This window comes from Halalkalibacterium halodurans (assembly GCF_004376175.1).
In the GTDB taxonomy this organism is placed as follows: Bacteria; Bacillota; Bacilli; order Bacillales; family Bacillaceae_D; genus Halalkalibacterium; species Halalkalibacterium halodurans.
Map to the genome: position 1 here is coordinate 1 of NZ_SNUY01000072.1, position 19,199 is coordinate 19,199.

The 19,199-nt window shown below is 45.0% G+C and carries 19 protein-coding genes and 1 other RNA gene; 1 reads left to right on the forward strand and 19 read right to left on the reverse strand.

All coding sequences use genetic code 11. The features are described from left to right. The 14 genes from E2L07_RS17620 to rpoN form a co-directional block, all read right to left on the reverse strand. Positions 1 to 479, reverse strand: a 479-nt coding sequence (locus E2L07_RS17620; protein WP_134228827.1) for a transposase family protein, incomplete at its 3' end; no start/stop codon positions are given. 216 nt (positions 480 to 695) lie between these two features. Continuing rightward, positions 696 to 1,056: a transfer-messenger RNA gene (gene ssrA / locus E2L07_RS17625) on the reverse strand. Between the two features lie 69 nt (positions 1,057 to 1,125). Then, on the reverse strand, positions 1,126 to 1,590 hold the full coding sequence (gene smpB / locus E2L07_RS17630) for an SsrA-binding protein SmpB (protein ID WP_041820891.1): 465 nt from the start codon (positions 1,588 to 1,590) through the stop codon (positions 1,126 to 1,128). A 114-nt stretch (positions 1,591 to 1,704) separates the two neighbouring features. Beyond that, positions 1,705 to 4,020: a ribonuclease R gene (rnr, locus tag E2L07_RS17635; protein WP_134230211.1), complete on the reverse strand. Its 2,316-nt coding sequence runs from the start codon at positions 4,018 to 4,020 to the stop codon at positions 1,705 to 1,707. A gap of 63 nt (positions 4,021 to 4,083) precedes the next feature. Continuing rightward, the gene (locus tag E2L07_RS17640; RefSeq protein ID WP_134230212.1) at positions 4,084 to 4,830 is read right to left on the reverse strand and encodes an alpha/beta hydrolase; all 747 of its coding nucleotides are present in this window, start codon (positions 4,828 to 4,830) and stop codon (positions 4,084 to 4,086) included. A 145-nt stretch (positions 4,831 to 4,975) separates the two neighbouring features. Then, on the reverse strand, positions 4,976 to 5,206 hold the full coding sequence (gene secG / locus E2L07_RS17645) for a preprotein translocase subunit SecG (protein WP_010899684.1): 231 nt from the start codon (positions 5,204 to 5,206) through the stop codon (positions 4,976 to 4,978). 189 nt (positions 5,207 to 5,395) lie between these two features. Then, positions 5,396 to 6,685 carry a phosphopyruvate hydratase gene (gene eno, locus E2L07_RS17650; protein WP_010899685.1) on the reverse strand — a complete coding sequence of 430 codons (1,290 nt, stop codon included), beginning with the start codon at positions 6,683 to 6,685 and terminating at the stop codon, positions 5,396 to 5,398. A gap of 94 nt (positions 6,686 to 6,779) precedes the next feature. Continuing rightward, the gene (gene gpmI / locus E2L07_RS17655) at positions 6,780 to 8,312 is read right to left on the reverse strand and encodes a 2,3-bisphosphoglycerate-independent phosphoglycerate mutase (protein WP_053430309.1); all 1,533 of its coding nucleotides are present in this window, start codon (positions 8,310 to 8,312) and stop codon (positions 6,780 to 6,782) included. Then, the gene (tpiA, locus tag E2L07_RS17660) at positions 8,309 to 9,064 is read right to left on the reverse strand and encodes a triose-phosphate isomerase (protein ID WP_053430308.1); all 756 of its coding nucleotides are present in this window, start codon (positions 9,062 to 9,064) and stop codon (positions 8,309 to 8,311) included. Before tpiA ends, gpmI begins: the two co-directional genes overlap by 4 nt. 21 nt (positions 9,065 to 9,085) lie before the next feature. Beyond that, entirely contained in the window at positions 9,086 to 10,270 is a 1,185-nt protein-coding gene (locus E2L07_RS17665; RefSeq protein WP_053430307.1) for a phosphoglycerate kinase, read from the reverse strand. A gap of 107 nt (positions 10,271 to 10,377) precedes the next feature. Continuing rightward, positions 10,378 to 11,385, reverse strand: a complete 1,008-nt coding sequence (gene gap, locus E2L07_RS17670; RefSeq protein ID WP_053430306.1) for a type I glyceraldehyde-3-phosphate dehydrogenase — start codon at positions 11,383 to 11,385, stop codon at positions 10,378 to 10,380. Between the two features lie 75 nt (positions 11,386 to 11,460). Continuing rightward, positions 11,461 to 12,480: a sugar-binding domain-containing protein gene (locus E2L07_RS17675; protein ID WP_010899690.1), complete on the reverse strand. Its 1,020-nt coding sequence runs from the start codon at positions 12,478 to 12,480 to the stop codon at positions 11,461 to 11,463. Between the two features lie 154 nt (positions 12,481 to 12,634). Continuing rightward, positions 12,635 to 12,880 (reverse strand): glutaredoxin family protein, encoded by a 246-nt coding sequence (locus E2L07_RS17680; protein ID WP_083445449.1) that lies wholly within the window; start codon positions 12,878 to 12,880, stop codon positions 12,635 to 12,637. 14 nt (positions 12,881 to 12,894) lie between these two features. Then, positions 12,895 to 14,232 (reverse strand): RNA polymerase factor sigma-54, encoded by a 1,338-nt coding sequence (rpoN, locus tag E2L07_RS17685; protein ID WP_134230213.1) that lies wholly within the window; start codon positions 14,230 to 14,232, stop codon positions 12,895 to 12,897. Between the two features lie 365 nt (positions 14,233 to 14,597). Between rpoN and clpP the strand changes: the two genes are divergently transcribed. Next, positions 14,598 to 15,182, forward strand: a complete 585-nt coding sequence (gene clpP / locus E2L07_RS17690) for an ATP-dependent Clp endopeptidase proteolytic subunit ClpP (protein WP_010899693.1) — start codon at positions 14,598 to 14,600, stop codon at positions 15,180 to 15,182. 45 nt (positions 15,183 to 15,227) lie between these two features. Here clpP and E2L07_RS17695 read toward each other — a convergent pair whose 3' ends face one another. The 5 genes from E2L07_RS17695 to E2L07_RS17715 all read right to left on the reverse strand — a co-directional run bounded on the left by E2L07_RS17695 (position 15,228) and on the right by E2L07_RS17715 (position 18,889). Then, the gene (locus tag E2L07_RS17695) at positions 15,228 to 15,482 is read right to left on the reverse strand and encodes an HPr family phosphocarrier protein (protein ID WP_053430304.1); all 255 of its coding nucleotides are present in this window, start codon (positions 15,480 to 15,482) and stop codon (positions 15,228 to 15,230) included. Between the two features lie 40 nt (positions 15,483 to 15,522). Beyond that, on the reverse strand, positions 15,523 to 16,485 hold the full coding sequence (gene whiA / locus E2L07_RS17700) for a DNA-binding protein WhiA (RefSeq protein ID WP_134230214.1): 963 nt from the start codon (positions 16,483 to 16,485) through the stop codon (positions 15,523 to 15,525). Between the two features lie 63 nt (positions 16,486 to 16,548). Continuing rightward, positions 16,549 to 17,517 carry a gluconeogenesis factor YvcK family protein gene (locus E2L07_RS17705; RefSeq protein WP_134230215.1) on the reverse strand — a complete coding sequence of 323 codons (969 nt, stop codon included), beginning with the start codon at positions 17,515 to 17,517 and terminating at the stop codon, positions 16,549 to 16,551. A gap of 1 nt (position 17,518) precedes the next feature. Beyond that, positions 17,519 to 18,406, reverse strand: a complete 888-nt coding sequence (rapZ, locus tag E2L07_RS17710) for an RNase adapter RapZ (RefSeq protein ID WP_053430301.1) — start codon at positions 18,404 to 18,406, stop codon at positions 17,519 to 17,521. A 3-nt stretch (positions 18,407 to 18,409) separates the two neighbouring features. Further along, complete coding sequence (locus E2L07_RS17715; protein WP_134230216.1) at positions 18,410 to 18,889, reverse strand: 8-oxo-dGTP diphosphatase; 480 nt, start codon at positions 18,887 to 18,889, stop codon at positions 18,410 to 18,412. Positions 18,890 to 19,199: the final 310 nt, after the last annotated feature.

The following is a 19,199-nucleotide window of genomic DNA, read 5'->3' on the forward strand; positions in this document are numbered from 1 at the left end:
TTCGTATCCCCTTTGTAATCATCAATCGCAATCCGAGGAGGAAGGTGATCCACCTTCTTCACGAGGGGGGCCGCCAATTGATCAAACCGGCGCATGGCAGTTGTCACGGACGTTTGGAATTGATTCGCTGTGTCCGTAAAGTTCTTCCCTTGAATGAGCCGTAAGCGAAACGCTTGATTCCATTCCACTGTCTGACGCTGATATCGCTCTACAAAACAGGCTTTCTCCGCAAACCGCTTCCCGCATCTGCACGCGTACCGGCGCTTTCGATAGAATAGATACACCCACCGTTCAAAGAGCTTGAGATGTTGAACTTTTTGGATGCGGTAATCATGGATTCTCTCGGTTCTCTCCCCGCAGGATGGGCAACGATGAGGCGTTCGCGGCATTTCTACATGGAGCGCGATAAAGTCCTCTCGTTCCTCCATCTTTGTGACCTTCACACCTTTTAATCCGGGCAAATCCATGGTAAAATTCATCGTACACGCAGCTCCTATCCTTTCTTTGTTTCTAGGCAATTCAAGGATAATGGATAAAGGAGCCTGCGTGCATTTTTTTTGCCCTCTTTTGTGCAAAAACCCCAACATTTATTGTAGAGCCTAAAATTTCCTAAAATAAAAGGAACCATAAAGTTTCCAAACGGAAATTTTATGGTTCCTGTCACAAACCCCGTGAAATCAATGTTTATCCGTAATAAGTGGAGACGGTGGGAATCGAACCCACGTCCAGAAATAACGAGTACTTAAGCTTCTACGAGCGTAGTCACTGTATTCGCATTTCGCCGTTACTTCAGCCCAGCGACAGGCTTCCGTAAGGCTAGTCTGATAAATCTCTTCCTTCACCCACAGACGGAGGGTGAGAGGCGTAGCCCACTAAAAGTGAGTCCCGACACCTACCACATGGGCGATGGAGGGCGGAACCGCATTTGCTAGCTTAGGCAGCTAATGCGAAGTTGTTGTTTTCTTTGCCAGTTATTGGCGATGGCGTTTTAACGAGTTCGCCACCTCGGCTCGCCACTTAAGCTCGACCTATTCCTGTCGAATCCAGAACGTCCCCAAGTTAAAAAAAGAGCATTTTGCTCTGGACTTCTTATTATAACATGCGTACAAACAATTTCAAGAGGGACTAGCGATTTTTTTCTTTTAACGCGCGCTCGACTTCACGTTTTGCATCCCGGCGTCTTAGCGTTTCGCGCTTGTCGAAGGTTTTCTTTCCTTTGCCGAGGCCGATTAAACATTTGGCAAACCCATTTTTAATATAGATTTTTAATGGCACAATCGTGTATCCTTTTTGCTGCGTCTGGCCAATCAACGTATCAATCTGCTTTTTGTGCAACAGTAGCTTCCGCGCTCTTGTCGGTTCATGGTTATAACGGTTGCCCTGTTCGTATTCACTAATGTGGCAGTTGTGTAAGTACACTTCTCCGTTCGACACTCGTGCAAACGAGTCTTTTAAGTTCGCACGACCCGCACGAATGGACTTAATTTCCGTTCCTTGTAGCACCATGCCAGCTTCAAACGTTTCCTCAATGAAATAATCGTGGCGCGCCTTTTTATTTTGCGCGATTACTTTTCCTTCCGTTTCACCCATGACATTCACACCTTTTTGCCTTTCCATCTCATTACTTTATCATAGCAAGCGTGGGGGATGAAATCAACCAACAAGAGGTCAACAATGGCAGTCCGCCTGTCAACCTCTTGTTCTTTAGCGCTTGCGCTTTTTCCCTTTTTTCCGCTTGGCGCTCGGAGCATTTTCATAAAACGCTTTTTTCTTCTTTTTCTTTTTCGGCTTGCTGCCATCGAGGGCCAAGGCTTCTCGGTTCTCTTTTTTCTTACGCTTCCCGCCTTCGATGACCTTTGGACGACTTTTGTCAGGACGCTGCTTGCGCGGCTTCATGCCGACGATTTCAAAGTCAATCGAGGCTTCCTCAACGTTGACATTAATGACACGGACCTCGATTTCATCCCCGATCCGAAACACATTGCCGGAACGTTCACCGATCATCGCGTAATGCTTTTCATCGTAACGGTAATAGTCATCGGTCAAATAGCTTACGTGAACGAGCCCTTCAATCGTATTATCCAGCTCCACGAAAATTCCGAAATTCGTCACTCCGCTAATAATGCCCGTGAAGGTTTCACCGATTTTATCTTCCATGAATTGCGCCTTTTTCACATCGTCTGTTTCTCGCTCAGCATCGACGGCTCGTCGTTCCATTTCTGAACAATGACGGGCAATCTCAGGAAGCCTTTCACGCCATTTCTCTTGCGTTTCTTCGTCCACATTTCCTTTGATTAAATATTCTCGGATGAGGCGATGGACGATCAAGTCAGGGTAACGGCGAATAGGCGACGTAAAGTGAGTATAAAACTCGGTTGAAAGTCCAAAATGGCCAAGGCTTGTCGGATCGTATTTTGCTTGCTGCATTGAGCGGAGCATGACTGTGCTAATGACTTGCTCCTCTGGTTCGCCGCGAACTTCTTCTAACAGCTTTTGCAGTGCCCGAGGGTGAACCGTATTTGCCGTTCCTCTGACAACATATCCGAAATTCGTAATGAACTCAAGGAAGCGCCCTAGCTTTTCGCTGTCTGGATCTTCATGAATTCGATACATAAACGGCAGCTTGAGCCAATGGAAATGTTCAGCAACCGTCTCGTTTGCTGCAAGCATGAACTCTTCAATGAGCTTTTCCGCTACACCGCGCTCTCTAATGACGACATCTGATGGTTTTCCTTCTTCATCCACTAGCACTTTTGCTTCTTTAAAGTCAAAATCGATCGCCCCACGGCCGAACCGCTTTTTACGTAAGATCGCGGCAAGCTCCTCCATGTCCTCAAACATAGGGACGAGCGGCTCGTAGCGGTTGCGAAGCTCCTCCTCTTTTTCAACGAGAATCTTGTTTACATCATGGTACGTCATTCGTTCATTTGTGCGAATCACGCTTTGAAAAATTTCGTGATTGACGACTTGCCCATCACGGGTGATTTCCATCTCGCATGACAAGGTGAGACGATCGACCTGAGGATTTAAACTACAAATCCCGTTAGACAATCGGTGCGGAATCATCGGAATGACACGGTCCACAAGATAGACACTCGTCCCTCGCTCAGCCGCTTCTAGATCGATCGGTGACTTTTCTTTCACATAATAGCTCACATCGGCAATGTGAACACCTAGCTTAAAATTGCCGTTTTCTAACCGGCTCACATGAACAGCATCATCCAAATCTTTCGCATCAGCACCATCGATCGTCACAAGCGGCTCGTCACGTAAATCGCGGCGGTTTTTAATCTCGCCTGCGTCAATTTCGTCAGGGATGTTTTGCGCTTGTTGTAGCACCTCTTCCGGGAATGCTTGCGGGATGCCATATTTATAAATGATCGATAAAATATCCATGCCAGGGTCATTTTTATGACCGAGAATGCTGATAACTTCCCCTTCGGCACTCATGCGCCCCTCTGGATATTTCGTAATCTTCACAATGACTTTGTGACCGTCCACAAGGCCTTGCGCTTCAGGGTTTACAATTAAAATGTCGTTCGGAATCCGTTTGTCGTCGGCTACGACAAGGCCGTACGTTTGGTGGTCAACATACGTACCGATCACTTCACTTACGCCCCGCTCTAAAATGCGGATCACCTTTCCCTCAGGGCGGGTTCCTGTTGAATGAGGATGAAGGCGCACGATCACTCGGTCCCCATTCATGGCACTTTCTAAATCCACATGCGAGACGTAAACATCGGAGTGTCCTTCTTCTTCTGGGATGACGAACGCAAATCCTTTAGCATGCCCTTGGACGACTCCTCTAAGTAAATTCATCTTTTCAGGGACACCGTAGCGATTGCTCCTCGTTCGAACGAGGAGACCTTTTTCCTCCATTTCATTTAAAACCTGTACTAACTCTTTAAACTCTTGAGCGTCTTCTAAGTTTAACGCTTCTTCTAGCTCGTTGACAGATAGCGGCTTCTCAGCTTGTTCACGAAAGAACGTCAACAGTTGCTGCGCTTTTTGTTCATTCATAGCAAATCTCCTTTCTTTCTATAACAGCTTGATGTGAAGCTTCTTCTATCCGTCTACAGCCCTTTACTCGGACCAATTCAGCCCTTCTAAAAAGCGATACACATCTTCATGTAGCTGTTCTTTTTCTTTATCTAACGTAATTACATGCGTTGAGTCCTCATACCATTTGAGAGACTTCTCGTCCGATTCCACAGTATCGTGGATCACATTGGCGCTTTCAACATCGATCATTTCATCATGACGTGCTTGGACGACGAACACAGGGGCATAGATGTGATCGAGGTGATCTCTTACATCCTCAATGAGCTGCTTCAAGCCAAATAATGTCGTCTGGGGTGCTGACTTGAATCGCTCCATTTCCTCCTCAATTTGCTCATCGCTCTTTTTTTCCCGTCGTTTGTATTCCTCTGCATACTCAAGCACACCTTTATAGATAGCATCATCGGTTTTAGGTCGCATGGGAGCACACATTGGGACAATCCCCTTCACTGGTAGAGTGTATCCGATTTTCAATGAAAACACTCCACCAAGTGAAAGACCGCATACAGCAATTTCTTCATATCCTTGTTCCTTTAAGTGTTGGTAGCCTGCTTCAACATCTTTCCACCAATCATTAGGTCCGGTTTGAATGAGCTCTTCTGGTGGCACTCCATGTCCTTTATATAAAGGAGCATGACACGTGTAGCCTTTTTCTTGCAAATAGCGACCAAGCATGCGGACATCGGCGGTTGTGCCTGTAAATCCGTGCAATAAAAGGACGGCACGCGTTCCTCCTTCAAATGTAAATGGCTTTGGTGCGACGAGCTTCATCTCCATCTTCCTTTCTCTATTCTCAGATGTCATTGTTTATTAGGTTTCCACAAAAGACCGTCGGTAAAACATGGTCCATGTACCCTATTTTACCTGTACAAAATCCATGAAGAAAGCAGTAGGCTTAGCAACCTACTGCTTTAAATTACATAAAGTATGCAACTGCAATGGTTAGCACGAAAAACAACACTGCTAGCACGACCGTAGCACGAGCAAGAAATGCATCAATCCCGCGTGCCTTCTGTTTCCCTACTAATTGCTCTGCTCCCCCGGAAATGGCGCCAGATAATCCGGCACTTCTTCCTGACTGCAACAACACTACAGCAATTAGTGAGATCGAGACAATAATCAATAAAACAAACGCGACCGTTTGCACCTTTTACACACCTCCACAAGCACATATGCGCTTCTATAAATGTACCACAAAGGGTTAGAATTGACAAATAGCTTCTTTACATGAGTCAAAACTGACGGTAAGCCAGCGGTGAGACACCTTGGCCAAAAGGGCGAGAGTCAAACGAAAAACCACCCGCTTTGTGGAAGATGGTTCTCGCTTTAAACGTTATTACTTTTTAAGGTTGTAGAACGATTGAAGACCGTTATATTGTGCTAAATTGCCAAGCTCATCTTCAATGCGTAGAAGTTGATTGTACTTCGCCACACGGTCTGTACGGGACGGAGCACCTGTTTTGATTTGGCCTGCGTTTGTCGCAACAGCAATGTCAGCGATCGTGCTATCTTCTGTTTCACCAGAGCGGTGAGAGATAACAGCTGTGTAACCCGCGCGTTTTGCCATTTCGATCGCATCGAACGTTTCCGTTAATGTACCGATTTGATTCACTTTGATTAGGATCGAGTTGCCGACCCCTTGCTCGATTCCTTGGGCAAGCTTTTTCGTGTTTGTTACGAACAAGTCGTCACCGACAAGCTGGACTTTGTCGCCAAGACGGTCTGTAAGCATTTTATGTCCTTCCCAATCGTTCTCATCAAGGCCGTCTTCGATGGAGATGATTGGATATTTAGCAACAAGCTCTTCATAGAAGGCAACCATTTCTTCAGAAGAAAGAACTTTTCCTTCGCCAGAAAGGTGGTACTTTCCATCTTCTTTGTTGTAAAGCTCAGAAGAGGCAACGTCCATTGCAAGCTTCACTTGCTCCCCTGGAGTGTAACCAGCTTGCTCGATCGCTTCGATGATCGTTTGTAACGCTTCTTCATTCGAAGAAAGGTTTGGCGCGAAACCACCTTCGTCACCAACAGCTGTGTTGTAGCCTTTTGACTTAAGAACTTTTTTCAAGCTGTGGAAAATTTCCGTCCCTGTACGAAGCGCTTCTTTAAAGCTTTCCGCACCGACTGGCATGATCATAAATTCTTGAATATCGACGTTGTTATCTGCGTGCTCTCCACCATTGATGATGTTCATCATTGGCACAGGAAGCTGTTTTGCGTTAAATCCGCCGAGGTATACATAAAGCGGAAGGTCAAGAGCATTCGCTGCCGCACGAGCAACCGCCATGGATACTCCAAGAATGGCATTCGCGCCAAGTTTTCCTTTATTTTCTGTTCCATCAAGCTCAATCATATGTTGATCGATCCCGATTTGATCAAGAGCGTCGAAGCCAATAAGTTCAGGTGCAATGACCTCGTTCACGTTCTCAACGGCTTTTAAGACACCTTTTCCTAAAAAGCGCTCTCCACCATCGCGAAGCTCAACAGCTTCGTACTCACCAGTCGAAGCACCACTTGGGACAAGGGCACGTCCCATTGCACCAGATTCTAAGTAAACCTCCACTTCAACCGTCGGGTTTCCACGGGAATCTAATACTTCACGAGCGTATACATCAGTAATGATTGTCATCTCAAATCCATCTCCTTTTTGCTATTCTTCTTTATTAATCATACAAGGTTACGGGATGGAAACCCTGCCCCTTGATCGAACCTTAAACAAACGTTTACTTAATTAATGTTTTTCCTGTCATTTCGGCTGGTTGTTTTCCGCCAAGGAGGTGGAGAACCGTCGGAGAAAGATCGGCTAAAATCCCATCTTCACGCAAGTTCAATCCTTCCTCTGTTACGATGACCGGCACTTTGTTGGTCGTGTGCGCCGTCATGGGCTTCCCTTCCAATGTGACGACCTCGTCTGCGTTTCCGTGATCAGCGGTAATGACAGCTGCACCACCTTTAGCTAGAATCGCGTCCACGACCTTCCCTAAACACTCATCGACTGCTTCTACCGCTTTAATTGTCGGCTCAAGCATACCAGAATGTCCAACCATATCAGGATTCGCAAAGTTTAAAATGATTACATCGTGCTTGTCCGCCTCAATTTCGTTTAACAAAGCGTCCGTCACTTCATAGGCACTCATTTCCGGTTTTAAGTCATAGGTTGCCACTTTCGGAGAATCGATTAAAATTCGCTCTTCTCCTGGGAACGGCTCCTCTCGTCCACCGCTAAAGAAGAAGGTGACGTGCGGATATTTTTCCGTTTCCGCAATCCGCAGTTGTTTGTAATTTTGCTGGGCCAACACTTCACCAAGGGTATTATCCAAGTTGGTCGGCTTAAATGCCACGTCTCCTTGAACCGTCTCGCTGAAATGAGTCAGACATACATAGTATACATTTTGCGGAAGTTTTTCACCACGATCAAATCCACGGAAATCTTTATTCGTAAACACTTGTGACATTTGGATGGCCCGGTCTGGACGGAAGTTGAAGAAAATAATTGCATCATCATCTTCAATCGTCGCTACTGGAGAGCCATCTTCGTTCGTAATGACAGAAGGGATAACAAACTCATCGTGAATCGAGTTTTCATAGCTGTCCTTAATGACGTCAAGAGCTGATGAATAAGCTGGACCTTCGCCATATACCATCGCCCGATACGATTTTTCCACACGATCCCAGCGCTTGTCGCGATCCATCGCATAATAACGGCCATGTAGAGTGGCAAGCTCACCGACACCGAGCTCCTTCATTTTCGCTTCTAGGTCAACGAGATACGTTTCTGCTGAGGTTGGACCAACATCACGACCATCTAAGAAACCATGGATGTACACCCGTTCCACCTGCTCTCTTTTCGCAAGTTCAAGCAGTGCATATAAATGGTTAATATGACTATGAATGCCTCCATCTGACACAAGGCCATAAATGTGAAGACTAGACCCTTTTTCCTTCACGTGGTTCATCGCATTTAAAAACGTTTCATTTTCGAAAAATTCGCCTTCGCGGATGGAAAGGTTGACACGAGTTAAGCTTTGGTAAACAATCCGGCCGGCACCGATGTTTAAGTGACCGACTTCGGAGTTCCCCATTTGCCCTTCCGGTAAGCCGACCGCTTCACCATCGGCCTTTAATAATGCGTGTGGATACTGATTCCAATAGCGATCAAAGTTCGGCTTATTCGCTTGAGCCACCGCGTTTCCTTTCGCCTCGTCGCGCATCGCAAAGCCATCTAAAATGATCAATGCAACGGGTTTCTTGCTCATTTTACAGCCTCCAACAGTTGAAGGAATGATTGCGGGTCTAAGCTAGCACCACCTACAAGGGCGCCATCAATATCTGATTGGGCCATGTATTCAGCAATGTTTGCTGGTTTTACACTTCCTCCGTATTGAATGCGAACTGCGTCAGCGGCTTCTTGGGAGAACTTCTCTGTCACAACTTTACGAATGTACGAGCAAACATCATTTGCATCCTCAGCGGAAGACGACTTTCCTGTTCCGATCGCCCAAACAGGCTCATATGCGATCACAGTTGCTTTTACTTGCTCGTCTGTTAAGCCTTCCAAGCCTTTTTCCACTTGGGTTTTTACGACATCATATGTTTGATTCGCCTCGCGCTCTTCTAGCGTCTCACCAACACATACGATCGGCGTTAAGCCATGGGCAAACGCAGCATGCGTCTTTTTATTTACGAGCTCATCCGTTTCAGCAAACATGTCACGACGCTCGGAATGTCCAAGAATCACATAGTCTACTTTCATGTCAGATAGGGCGACAGGGCTAATTTCGCCAGTAAACGCTCCACTTTCTTCAAAATGCATGTTTTGCGCACCGATGCGAAGCTCTGTTCCTTCTGCTTTTTGTACAAGTCCTTCGAGGAATAAAGCTGGTGAACAAACGACGGAATCGACTTTATCGCTTGAAGGGATCGCCCCTTTTACTTCTTCCACGAATGCTTTTGCCTCACCTACGGTTTTATTCATCTTCCAGTTTCCTGCAATGATCGGTTTTCTCATTGTGGCTCACCTCTCGTCCCTTTATTTATCGTTTAACGCTACAACGCCAGGTAAAGCTTTCCCTTCCATAAACTCAAGAGATGCTCCACCACCTGTTGAGATATGGCTCATCTGGTTAGCTAAACCGAACTTTTCTACAGCGGCCGCCGAATCTCCACCGCCTATGACAGAATACGTATCGTTTGCATCAGCAAGCGCTTCAGCAACAGCTTTCGTGCCACCAGCAAAAGCATCGAGCTCAAATACACCCATTGGCCCGTTCCAAATGACGAGCTTTGAGGATTGAATGACATTGCGGTAGGTCTCGCGCGTTTTTGGACCGATATCGAGCGCTTCCCAATCGGCTGGGATTCGATCAATGTCCACCGCTTTCGTATTCGCATCATTCGAGAAATCATCGGCTACAATCGCATCTTGTGGTACGTAGAAGTTGACTCCTTTTTCTTTCGCCTTTTCCATGAAGGAAAGAGCCAAATCCATTTTGTCTGCTTCTAAAAGAGATTTGCCGATCTCATGTCCTTGCGCTTTGATGAATGTGTACGCAAGTCCGCCGCCAATAATTAAGTTATCAACTTTATCTAAAAGGTTTTCAATGACACCAATTTTATCTTTCACTTTTGCTCCACCAATGATCGCTGTAAATGGGCGCTCAGGGTTGGAAAGAGCCTTGCCAAGCACCTCAAGCTCCTTTTCCATGAGCAAGCCTGCAACAGCCGTAACATGGTGTGCAATACCTTCCGTTGACGCGTGGGCACGGTGTGCTGCACCGAAGGCGTCGTTCACATAGACATCCGCTAAAGACGCAAAAGCTTTTGCTAGCTCTGGATCATTTTTTTCTTCCCCAGGGTAAAAACGAACATTTTCAAGCAAAAGCACATCGCCATCTTTCAGTTCGTTCGCCGCTTGCTCTGCCTCTGGTCCGTGGGCGACATTGACTTTCGCTACAGGCTTTCCAAGAAGCTCTTGCAGTCTAGCAGCAACTGGATCGAGTCTAAGTTCCTCTACAACTTCTCCTTTCGGACGACCGAGATGGCTTGCGAGAATGATGCGTGCGCCTTTTTCTGCTAACAATTGAATCGTTGGTAACGCGGCACGAATTCTCGTATCATCTGTCACGACCCCATCTTTCATCGGCACGTTAAAATCAACGCGACAAAACACTTTTTTCCCTTGTAATTCCACATCACGAACAGATTGTTTGTTCATTGTGAGCCTCCTTTATACGCACCGTAATATCCGATATGTAGACAATCGAAAGAGGAGAAAAGATCGTTTTCTCTTCCTCCTCTTTCACGTTGTCAAACGCAACTCTATTATAGGCCTTGTTTTGCGATATAATCAACGAGATCTACAACACGGTGAGAGTAACCAGACTCGTTATCATACCAAGAAATGACTTTGACCATGTTGCCTTCCATCACCATCGTTGAAAGGGCATCAATTGTAGAAGACGCAGGGTTTCCGTTGTAGTCGCCAGAAACAAGCGGCTCCTCGCTGTATGCAAGAATTCCTTTAAGATCGCCTTCAGCTGCTTCTTTAAGAGCTGCGTTTACTTCTTCAGCTGTTACCTCTTTATCAAGCTCAGCTACTAGGTCGACTAAAGATACGTTAGGTGTTGGTACGCGCATCGCTCCACCGTTAAGTTTCCCTTTTAATTCAGGTAGGACGAGGGCAACGGCTTTTGCTGCTCCTGTTGTCGTTGGAATGATGTTTTCAGCAGCCGCACGAGCACGACGGTAATCTTTGTGTGGTAAATCAAGAATTTGCTGATCGTTTGTATAAGAGTGAACAGTCGTCATCATTCCGCGACGAATGCCGAATTTATCGTTAAGTACTTTTGCAAATGGTGCTAAGCAGTTTGTTGTACAAGAAGCATTTGAAAGGACATGATGGTTCGCTGGGTCATATTTATTTTCGTTAACACCCATAACGACGGTAATGTCTTCATCTTTCGCAGGAGCAGAGATAATGACCTTCTTCGCACCAGCTTCTAGATGCTTCGCTGCATCTTCACGGTTTGTGAAACGGCCTGTTGATTCTACAACAACCTCTACGCCAAGATCTCCCCAACCTAGTTGTGCTGGGTCGCGCTCTGCTTTAACTTTTACAGAATGACCGTTAATAACAAGGCTATCTCCATCCACTTTCACTTCAGCGTCAAGCTTGCCATGAACAGAATCGTACTTGAGAAGATGTGCAAGCATGTTTGCATCTGTTAAGTCGTTGATTGCCACGACTTCCACATTTGGGTTATTAAGTGCTGCACGGAACACGTTACGACCGATACGTCCAAAACCGTTAATTCCAATCTTTGTAGCCATAAAAAACTCCTCCTCGTGTTTGGTGAAAAAATGTTTTATAGTTACTTAGCAAAAAATACTAAGTGACTTGAACCATTACATTGAGAGCAACCGTTTGGCAGCTTCCTCATCTGTGATTAACACATCGCTTGGGCGATAATTCATGTAAGCGGAAATGGCCTCTGCTTTTGACGCCCCTCCAGCCACTGAAATCACCAGCTTCGAATCATCTAGCGTGTCGAGCTGAAGTCCGATCGTGCGCTGCTTATAACGGACAGTTCCCTTTTTATCAAAATAATAACCAAAAGCCTCAGCCACTACTTGCTCCTCTGTAAGCTTGTGTAAGAACTCTTCACTAGAACCTCGACGCAAAGCCATAGTATTAGCTTCCCCAATTCCATGAATCACCATGCTCGCTGACTTGATTTTTTCAAGAATATCTCGCACACCTGGTTCGGCGATGAGTGAAGCGTACGTTTCTTCACTGAGCTGGTCTGGAACGTGAAGCAACTTATAATTGGCCCCAGCTTTCCCAGCCATTTGCGCGCTAATGGTGTTCGCCTGGTTTTCTACTTGCTCGCCAAGGCCCCCTCTTGCCGGGACAAACGTGACCGTTTCCATGTTCGGATCGGGCGTCATCATTTCCGCTACCGCCGCCAGAGTCGTCCCCCCCATTACAGCAATGACATCATGAGGCTTGACCGCTTCCTTCATACGGGCGATACACGCTCGTCCTAACTCGCGCTTCACCCAAGTAAAAGCATCACTATCTCCTGGAACGACAATCGCTTCTTTTACACCTAGACGTGACCTTAATTTCGCTTCTAGATCGCGTAAACCGAGCAGCTCCTTCATCACCCCTTCTAGCTGTTCATAGAGCTTCTCGCCTTCCGCTGTCACGTACATGCCCGTCGGTGCAAACATGAGTAACCCTTGATCCTTCAGAAACGTTACTTCCCCGCGTAACACTCGCTCAGAAATCGCTAAACTTGAAGATAAGCTTCGCCGGCCAATCGGTTGCATGAGTCGTATGTATTGCAAGATTCGATAGCGCTTGATCATGATGTCTAGAACGTCTGGCGCTAGCTTACGTTGGATGTCAATTAGTTGATCCATAGCAACAAACTCTCCTTTGTACGCAAACCCAACCTATCCGGGACGTTTTTTGACCCTCATAGACATTTTACGTCCCGATTAAGCCAAAAAATAAAGACCATATCCTTATCTTCATTTTTATTCTATCAAGGATACGGTCACTTCACAAGCGATATTAGTTTATTTTTTCAAGAAACCACGTTTTCACTTTTTGTTCGTCAATCATTCCGTAATCAACCTGTTCACCGTTAATGGCCACGACAGGGATCATAAGCTGATATTTTTCAAGCAATTCATCATCTTCGTAAATATCAACAACTTCTAGATCAAACGAAAATTCGTCTTTTAATCGTTTCATTTTAGCTAGCCCTTTATCACATAAAGGGCACTGCTCCTTTGAATAGAACGTCACCTTCAACATTATCGCTATCCTCTCTATCCATAACGTTTTCGCTTTGTGGACGATGGGATCCCAAGCTCATCACGGTATTTTGCGATCACTCGTCTTGAAGCTTCAACGTTGTATTGATCCTTTAAAAGATGGGCAATCTTTTGGTCTGATAATGGCTTCGCTTTGTTCTCCTCTTCAACTAGTTTTCGAACAAGCTTCTTCACTGAGTCACTAGAAGGCCCCTTTTCACCAAACCGACTCGAAATCGACGAGACGAAAAAGCTTTTTAATTCCAGAAGCCCTCGCGGTGTTTGCGCATACTTATTGGTCGTTGCTCGGCTGACCGTAGACTCATGGACGCCAATTTCTTCTGCCACCTCACGCAAGGTGAGCGGCTGAAGAGCACCTTCTTTCTCTTCAAAGAACGCTCGCTGCTTACGCAAGATCGCTTCTGTTACCTTTAAAAGCGTCTGCTGGCGCTGCTGAATGCTTTTCACGAGCCATTGCATCTGATGATACTTTTCCTTCGCATATTGCGCCGCTTCCCCTTCTCCATCCGTTAACAACGTCTGGTATTGCCGGTTCAGCGTAATTTTCGGTAAATAGTCATCCTGCAATAAAATCGTTAGCTCACCTTCAACCCAATCGATCGTCACATCTGGAACAAGGTAGTTTGTCGGCTCTCCCCCTATTTGACTGCCCGGTCTCGGGTCAAGATGCTGAATGCAATCATACACACGCTGCACATCTGCTAATGAAATTTGTAAGTCATCAGCAATCATCTTCCACCTTTTCTCCGCTAATAGTTCCATATAATGTTCGACGATCGTCTCAGCCAATGGGTCTCGCTGCTTTTTCCGTTGAAGTTGAAGCAGAAGGCATTCTTGAAGAGACCTAGCTCCGATCCCAGCAGGCTCTAAATGTTGTAAATGATACAGTGTTTTTTCCGCCTCTTGATCGGTTAGACCAAGATCCGCTTGAAGGCTATGAAGACTTCTCGATAAATAGCCGTCATCACGCAAACTATAAATAAAATAACAAAGCCATTCAAACTCATTTTTATTTAAAGGCAAATCTCTCGCTTGTTGAATTAAATAGTCACTTAAATTCAGTCGTTCAACATGTAAATAGTCAAAAGGAGATGATTGGCTCCAATCTAATGTCCCTTCTCCTTCTGGGCGCTCTTCCCTCATCATTCTGATATGTTCAGATAGGACACGATCTGACCGATCTTTTAGCTCGATTAACGGGTTTTCAAGAGCTTGTTCCTCAATAAACGCTGCCAAGTCTACTGTTGAATATTGTAATAAGGAGATCGCCTGACGTAATTCATTTGTCATGACAAGACTTGTCGTCTGCTGTTGGAAAAGACCAAATTCCATGTCGATCCTCCTCACTTGTTTTCATCATAGCATATAAACGTCTAACCGCTGACGATTGTAAGCGCTTACGGTAAAATTTATTTTGGCAGATCTTTTAACACTCTACTACATATTATACATGAGGATCGAGATCATGCACTAATAGAAAAACTTTACTTACCTTCAACTTGTCCTGAATAAATGTTTAATTCATTTCAAAAAAGGTAACGATGGTAAGCAGGGATTTATCCGAAGGAAGGTGAATATGAATTTATCCAGGTTAAGACTTTTCATTTGACCTTCTTTGACCTTTTAGGTAATATGTACATAGAAGCGATGAGTAAGGCTTCATCATCTGAGTTAAAAAAATAAAGGAGGCAGTATCTATGAATTTAATTCCTACTGTCATTGAACAAACAAACCGCGGCGAACGCGCGTATGACATTTATTCTCGACTACTGAAAGACCGGATTATTATGCTCGGTACTGCGATTGACGACAATGTAGCCAATTCCATTGTCGCCCAATTGCTGTTCTTACAAGCGGAAGACCCTGATAAAGATATCTCTCTTTATATTAACAGCCCAGGTGGCTCAATTACTGCGGGAATGGCAATCTACGACACGATGCAGTACATTAAACCAAACGTCTCAACCATTTGCATCGGGATGGCCGCTTCAATGGGAGCCTTCTTACTTGCGGCTGGTGCAAAAGGGAAACGGTTTGCTTTACCTAACAGTGAAGTGATGATTCATCAACCGCTTGGCGGAACACGTGGGCAAGCATCCGATATCGAAATCCATACACGCCGAATTCTTGAAATGCGTGAAACATTGAATCGCATTTTAGCAGAGCGCACAGGCCAACCGCTTGAGCAAATCGCGAAGGATACTGACCGCGACAATTTCATGACAGCCGAAAAAGCTCGCGAGTATGGGCTCATCGACAAAGTGATTGAAACAACAAAATAAAAAATAAGCAAGGGAGCTCCCTTGCTTATTTTTTATTTACGTACGTTATTCCTTTTCGATGAATGCGATAAGAGCCTCCATCGCTTCCTGTTCATCATTTCCTTCTGTGATCAATGTGATCGTTGATCCGGAGCCAATGGCCAAGCTCATGAGACCCATGATGCTTTTGGCATTTACTTTCTTTCCATCCTTCTCAATGAAGATTTCTGAGATGAAGCGATTCGCTTCCTGAACAAAGAGAGCAGCAGGGCGAGCTTGTAATCCTGTTTTCAGCTTCACTTCTACTTGTTTTTCAACCAATCCAATCTCCTCCAATCTAATTAAACTAAAATGGTATGTGTCATCGGGACGATGATGATTCAGCAGGAACACCAGCACGTAGTTTTTCAGCGAGTTCGTCGATTTTTCGCAGTCGGTGATTCACACCCGATTTGCTCACTTTCCCACTTTCGACCATTTCCCCGAGTTCCTTTAAGGTGACGTCTTGGTGTTTTAAACGTAATTCGGCAATTTCTCGAAGTTTTGTCGGTAGAGCATCTAACCCAATTTCTTGATCAAGAAACTTTATGTTCTCGACTTGACGTAAGGCGGCTCCCACTGTTTTATTTAAGTTGGCCGTCTCACAGTTCACCAGGCGATTGACTGAATTCCGCATATCCTTCATAATGCGAACGTCTTCAAAATAGAGCAGCGCTTGGTGGGCACCAATAATATTTAAAAACTCAGTGATCTTTTCACTTTCCTTAATATACGTAATAAACCCTTTTTTACGTTCCAATTTTTTTGCGTTTAATTGAAAAGAGTTCATTAATTCACAAAGAGACTCGTTATGTTCCTCATATAGTGAGAATATCTCAAGGTGGTACGAAGAGGTTTCAGGGTGGTTAATCGAACCTCCAGCGAGAAACGCTCCCCGCAAATAGGCTCGACGACAGCATGTGGCGCTAACAATGTCAGTGGAGATCGTCCGGTGGATTTGAAATCCTTCTCCGATAATTTTTAGTTCTTTGAGCAATGTCTCCGCTTCCTGCTTCAAGCGGACAAGATAGACATTGTTTTTCTTCAATCTCATTTTTTTTCGCACAAGAAGTTCAACGAACATCATCGGAAATACTTTTTTAATGAGTGTGTAGATCCGTCTCGCAATCGCTGCATTTTCTGTCGTCACATCAAGCCCTAATTGTTTATTTACAAAGGAAAGGGATCCGTTCATGCGAATGAGAGCGGCAAGCTCTGCCTTTGAACAACATAAATCCGTTTCCAACTGGGTTAACTCTTTCTTTGTCGTGGCTGCGAAAGACACGCACCTCACCCCTTTATATGTTACGTGTAGCCTGTCGCAACCTTGATTTCGCTTTCACTACACTCATTGAATAGATGACGAGGTTCTTGGCTTTCCCTCAAGAATCGCCTCTGAAACTTTACTAGCATTATGACGGAGAACATCATCTTGTTCAAGTACAAAGTAATCACTTATCGTTCCTACGCCTAATGCCTTTAATTTATGTTCATCGACGATGACAGGCTCTGCTTTCTCTTTTGCATACTTTGCTTTAACCGTATCAGAAATTGGCTCGCCATGCACGAGAATATCATCGACAATTCCCACACCGCAATGATCAATTATCGCTTGCAAATGGTCACTTGCCGTATAGCCATCGGTCTCTCCACTTTGTGTCATAACATTGCATATATATACTTTTCGTGCGGTTGATTGCTTAATCGCCTCACAAATGCCCGGAACGAGCAAATTGGGCAGAACACTCGTATAAAGACTTCCAGGTCCGATGACAATCACATCTGCCTTTCGAATGGCTTCGAGCCCCTCTCGCAACGGCTTCGTATCTTTTGGCGTTAAAAATACACGTTTAATCTTTTTTCCTGCTTTCGGAATGGACGATTCGCCTGTTACGATCGTCCCATCCTCCATCTCTCCATGCAAAATAATACTCCGGTTCGAAGCGGGTAACACTTTCCCTCGAACATTAAGGACCTTACTCATTTCAGAAATACCACGGGCAAAGTCGCCTGTAATCGATGTCATTCCTGCAAGAAGTAAATTTCCCAGCGAATGTCCAGACAGCCCATTGCCATTTTCAAACCGGTGCTGAAACAATTGCTCGAGTAACGGTTCGACTTCTGATAGCGCGACAAGCACATTGCGCACATCGCCTGGCGGTGGAATGTCTAGCTCTTTCCGAAGACGACCGGAGCTCCCCCCATCATCTGCTACGGTAACGATCGCCGTGATGGAAACAGGAAAGGTTTTCAACCCTCGCAACAGGACTGATAACCCTGTTCCCCCACCAAAGACGACTACATTCTTTTTTCTCACGTTAACGTTCCTTCCCCTTTTCCACGTCTCGATGGCTGACGTGCATCATATATTCATTAGCAAACACCTTGGCAAAATGTTCTGCTAATGTGACGGAGCGGTGTTTTCCTCCTGTACAACCGATTCCAATCACAACCTGGCTTTTCCCTTCCCGCTTATACTGTGGGAGCATGAAGGAAAGTAAATCTTCTAGCTTCTCGATAAACTGCTGTGTTTCCGTCCATTTTAAAACATAGGAGGACACTTCTTCCTCCAGCCCTGTTTTCGGGCGCAAGTGATCGACATAATGGGGATTCGGTAAAAACCGAACATCAAATACTAAATCTGCGTCAATCGGTATCCCATACTTAAACCCAAATGACATCATATTTACGGTGAATGAATGATGTTCTTCACATGAAAAACGTTGAATAATTTTCTCCCGCAATTGGATGGGCTTTAAGTCGGTTGTATCAATAATTTGTTGTGCTCGCCCTTTTAAATCCTCTAATAGTTCTCTTTCCTTTTTTATGCCATCGAGAGGCAAACCGTGCTTCGCAAGCGGATGAGACCTGCGTGTCTCTTTATAGCGTTGAACAAGCTTGGCATCCTTTGCATCCAAGAATAAAATTTGAATGTTATACTTTGACAGTGATGATTGGTCAAGAAGATCAATCGACTCAAACAGCTGATCGAAAAACGTTTGTCCACGTAGGTCGATCACAAGGGCCAGCTTATTCATTTTCCCGCTAGAACTTTCAATTAACTCAATAAACTTAGGAATGAGCGCTGGGGGCAGATTATCTACACAGAAGTATCCTAAATCTTCGAGGCTTTGTACGGCAACGGTTTTCCCTGCTCCAGACATTCCTGTAATAATGACAATATCGATTTCTTCCTTTACGTTCATCTTTCAGACCCCCTTTTTCATTTGTGGTTCTGGGTCTAACCGATACGATAATAGCTCAAAATCTGGTGTATAGTGAAAGGTGCCATACAAGAGGCGATCAGAATGAAGGACATGCTTAAAAATCCATTTATCCCCTGCAGCCATTGGGAGTTCAAGAACCTCATCCTTCTTTTTCCACTCGAGCTTTCCTTCCGGAGATTGTTTAAGCATTTCGCCCTCATGCTCAGTTGCCTTAAACGTAAAGAGCATCCATTCGGAAACAATCTTCCCTTCATCGAAGATCACCATTGAAAAAATCCCCTTCAATTCAGGGTTTTTAACGGTAATGCCCGTTTCCTCCCAATATTCACGCTTGACTGTCTCAAGGATGGATTCTCCTTCCTCCATTTTCCCTCCAGGAGCGACCCACCAGCCACGTCTAGGTTTTTGCAATAATAATACTTGATCATGATCAACGACAATACAATTAGTTACACGTTGCAACGACTTCACCTCACGTTCTCTCCACTTCCATTATACCTTCATTTATAAGGCGTCACAATTGTTCTGATGTAAACAGCAAAGGATGTTACAACGCTTTTTGTCATCGCATAGGGAACGGTGTTGATCACTTGATGAGGATCGTGTCGATTAATCCGATTGTGAATAGATAAAAAAAGGTTCTCCGTCAAATGTTGGGGTGGCATAGGAGGGCGAGCCCCTCTTATCCTACCCCGAATGTTTGATGTTTGAATTGATGATGCAAGAGAATACGGTTTCGCAAGCGATCATAACGCCGAAAACCAAAGGCATT